Raw genomic sequence first — 3,606 nt, forward strand, 5'->3', positions numbered from 1 at the left:
CGCAGCATGAGGCGGGGCAAGTGCAATTTATCCGACATGCGATTGCATTTCCTGCAACGCGCGCAGGCGCTCGACTTCCACGGCATCGCCGCCTAGCGGTCGCGCGATCGACGGACGGGCGGAAGGGATGGGTTGATGGCGGACGTGTTGCGGGTCGCGCTGGCCGGGCTGGGGACCGTGGGAGCGGGTGTCATCCGCGTCCTGGACACCAATCGCGACCTTATCGAACGCCGTGCCGGTCGCCCGATCCACGTCGTGGCGGTGTCCGCGCGCGACCGCAGCAAGGACCGCGGCATCGACGTGTCGCGGTTCGCCTGGGTCGACGACACGACCCGGCTGGCGGAGGCGGAGGCGGATGTCGTCGTCGAGCTGGTCGGTGGCGCGGACGGACCGGCCCTGGCCCTGGCGCGCGCGACCTTGGCGGCGCGAAAGGGGTTCGTGACCGCGAACAAGGCGATGCTGGCGCATCACGGCCTGGAACTGGCCGGCGCGGCGGAAGCGGCTGGCGTGCCCCTGAAGTTCGAGGCCGCGGTGGCGGGCGGGATTCCCGTCATCAAGGGCCTGCGCGAAGGCGCGGCGGCGAACGCGATCGAGCGCGTCTACGGCATCCTGAACGGCACGTGCAATTTCATCCTGAGCAAGATGGAGGCGCCCAGGGAGCAAGGGGGCGGCCGCGACTTCGCCGACGTGCTGGCGGAGGCCCAGGCACTGGGCTTTGCGGAGGCCGACCCGTCGTTCGACATCGACGGCGTCGACGCGGCGCACAAGCTGGCGATCCTGGCCAGCCTGTCGTTCGGCACGCGCCCCGCCTTCGACGCGGTCGGCATCGGCGGTATCCGCCATGTGCTGGCGGCCGATATCGCGGAGGCCGCGGCGCTCGGCTATCGCGTGCGGTTGCTCGGCGTGGCGGAGGCGGCGGGCGACCGACTGTTCCAGCGCGTCCATGCGCATCTGGTGCCGCAGGACCATCCGCTGGCGCACGTCACCGGCGCGACGAACGCCGTCGTGGCGGAGGGCAATTTCGTCGGACGCCTTCTGTTCCAGGGGCCGGGCGCAGGCGCGGGGCCGACCGCCAGCGCCGTCGTCGCCGATCTGATCGACATCGCGCGCGGAGAGGCGGGGCCGCCCTTCGCGATGCCCGCCACGGCCCTGGCCGATGCCGCCCCGGCCGATAGTGGCGAGCGGCGCGGGCGCGCGTACCTGCGATTCGCGGTGGCGGATCGCGTCGGCGTGTTGGCGGAGATCGCGGCGGCGATGCGCGACGCGGGCGTTTCGATCGAAAGCCTGATCCAGCGCGGCGCCAACGGCGACGGCAGCGTGCTTGTCGCGATCGTGACGCACGAGGGGCCGGAACGATGCGTGGCGCAGGCGCTGGAGCGGCTGCGCGGGTCGCAGAGTCTGACGGGCGAGCCGTTGTGGATGCACATACTGGGGTAAGCGTGAGGAGCAACCGCGGCGAACGCCGGGGAGGGTGATGGTCGTCAGGGCGCCACCCGCCCCGTCATCACCGGTTCGTCCAGGTCGATGGGAACGCGTCCCGTCCTGTCGGGCTTCCCCTTCCCCAGCCTGCCCGCGCCTGACAAGGCGTCGACCACCAGCTTCCCGGCGCTCGTGGCCTCGCCCGGTTCCTCGCAGCAGCTGTTCGGCGCGACCAGTTTCTGCACCCCGCGGATCAGCGCGGTACCCATCCCGAACATGTCCAGGCCGACCTGACACCCGCCGACCCGTGCCGCGCACGGCGTCCTCGCCGCGTTCAGCGCGCCGGTGCCGGTCATGTCGCGGTTGACCGGCACCGGGCGGGACGACACCGCCTCCGCCGGCAAGGGCAGCTCCTGCGACGGCAGCGCGTCGGCGCACACGACGATCTCGTCCGGCGCGCGCGTGCGGGTACATTGCTGGTCCGCCACGGGCACCAGGATCGAGAAACGCTGCGGCGCGGGCGTCGCGGCGGCGGCGACTTGCAAGGTAAGCGCGAGGATCAACATCCGCCCGATCCTGCGGCCCCACCGTGCCGCCGTCAACATGGTGTTAAGGGGGCCGCGGGTATCCCTCGCCGCATGTCCTTGTCGCGTCTCTTCCGCAATCGGTACGCCGCGTTGGCGCTCGCACTGGTCGTCCTGTGGTTTGCCTGGGACGTCGCGGAGAACCTGTCCCGCATCCGGTGAACGCCTACGCTTGACTACGCCCGTAGTCGGTGCGATTACGCCCGTAGTCAGTACGGGAGCGAGTCGTGGCGGACAATCCGAAGACCGAACGTATCAGCGACGCCGAACATGCGGTGATGGAGGTGCTGTGGCACGAATCGCCGCTGACCGCGCAGGACGTGGTCGAACGCGTCGATCCCGCCCGCGACTGGACCGCTGCCACCGTCAAGACGCTGCTGGGTCGCCTGCTGACCAAGCGCGCGGTCGCGCATGAGGTCGACGGGCGGCGGTACCTGTACCGCCCTGCAGTGGAGCGCGAGGAATATGTCGCGGGCGAATCGCGCCGGTTGATGGACCGGCTGTTCGGGGGGAAGCTGACCCCGCTGGTCGCGCATCTGGCCGAACGCGACGAGATCAGCGCGCAGGACATCGCCGAGATCGAGGCGCTGCTCAAGGCGTTGAAACAATGACCGCGTGGGTGATCGAGGCGCTGGCCGCCTCCACCGCGCTGATGCTGGCGGTGCTGGCGCTGCGCGGACCGGTGCGGCGGGCGTTCGGCGCCGAACTGGCCTATGCGTTGTGGGCGATCCCCGCGTTGCGGATGCTGCTGCCCCCGCTGCCGGCGGAGTGGCGCGCGGCGGCTGCACCGATTGCGGAGATCGGGCGGCAGGCGAGCGTGATGATCGTGCCGCTGGCCGATGCCGCCCCAGTCGACGTCCTGCCAGCGGCGTCGTGGCTCGACACCGCGTTGCCGGTGGCGGCGGCGGCGTGGATCGCGGGGGCGCTGCTCTTCCTCGGCTGGCAGACCGCGCGCTACGTCCGGTTCCGTATCACGCTGATGGCGCGCGCGGTGCCGCTGGCGCGCGCGGGGCGGGTCGCGATCGTGGAGAGCGACGGCGCGACCGGGCCGCTGGCGTTCGGGATCGTGCGTCGCGTCGTGGCCTTTCCGCCCGATTTCGCGGGCCGGTACGATGCGGACGAGCGCGATCTCGCGCTGGCGCACGAGCTGGGCCACCATGCGCGCGGCGACCTGATCGCGAACTGGGTCGCGCTCGCGATCCTGTCGCTGCACTGGTTCAACCCCGTCGCCTGGATCGCCTATCGCGCCTTTCGCGCCGACCAGGAGATGGCGAACGACGCGGGCGTCATGGCGCGGCTCGGGCCCGTGGCGCGACATGCCTATGGCTGCGCGATCGTGAAGGCCGCGCACGGCCGCGCGCTGACCCCCGCCTGCCACCTTCACACGATCAGGGATCTGAAAGGGAGACTGAGGATGCTGGGACGCACGCGCGTATCGCGCGCACGGATGGCCGCCGGGGCGGCGGGAACCATGGCGCTCGCCGCCGGGGCGCTGGCGCTGACCGCGTCGGGGACGCAGGCGGCGGAGACGGTCCGGACGAAGGTGGAGACGGTGACGGGGGTCGAGCTCGCCGATCTCGATCCCGTGGCCGCGGTGCAGGCG

The 3,606-nt window shown here is 71.5% G+C and carries 4 protein-coding genes; 3 read left to right on the plus strand and 1 reads right to left on the minus strand.

Annotated elements, in window-relative coordinates; genetic code table 11:
• Nucleotides 1-135: 135 nt before the first annotated feature.
• A complete protein-coding gene (locus tag ASG29_RS10215; protein WP_055983411.1) occupies nucleotides 136-1,437 on the plus strand; it encodes a homoserine dehydrogenase in 1,302 nt (433 codons plus the stop codon).
• 44 nt (nucleotides 1,438-1,481) lie between these two features.
• On the opposite strand, the gene ASG29_RS10220 is transcribed toward ASG29_RS10215, so the two are convergent.
• Nucleotides 1,482-1,985: a hypothetical protein gene (locus tag ASG29_RS10220; RefSeq protein ID WP_055983414.1), complete on the minus strand. Its 504-nt coding sequence runs from the start codon at nucleotides 1,983-1,985 to the stop codon at nucleotides 1,482-1,484.
• Nucleotides 1,986-2,230: 245 nt separating this feature from the next.
• On the opposite strand from ASG29_RS10220, the gene ASG29_RS10225 reads away from it, so the two are divergent.
• Complete coding sequence (locus tag ASG29_RS10225) at nucleotides 2,231-2,614, plus strand: BlaI/MecI/CopY family transcriptional regulator (RefSeq protein WP_268796226.1); 384 nt, start codon at nucleotides 2,231-2,233, stop codon at nucleotides 2,612-2,614.
• The coding region (locus ASG29_RS10230) for a M56 family metallopeptidase (protein ID WP_235532863.1) at nucleotides 2,611-3,606 on the plus strand (996 nt) is incomplete at its 3' end. The genes ASG29_RS10225 and ASG29_RS10230, both read left to right, overlap by 4 nt.

This window comes from Sphingomonas sp. Leaf412 (assembly GCF_001425405.1).
GTDB lineage: Bacteria > Pseudomonadota > Alphaproteobacteria > Sphingomonadales > Sphingomonadaceae > Sphingomonas.

Bases quoted from the DNA above. Each gene is read 5' to 3' on its own strand.
- ASG29_RS10215 (WP_055983411.1), top strand. From the start codon at position 136: ATGGCGGACGTGTTGCGGGTCGCGCTGGCCGGGCTGGGGACCGTGGGA.
- ASG29_RS10220 (WP_055983414.1), bottom strand. From the start codon at position 1,985: ATGTTGATCCTCGCGCTTACCTTGCAAGTCGCCGCCGCCGCGACGCCC.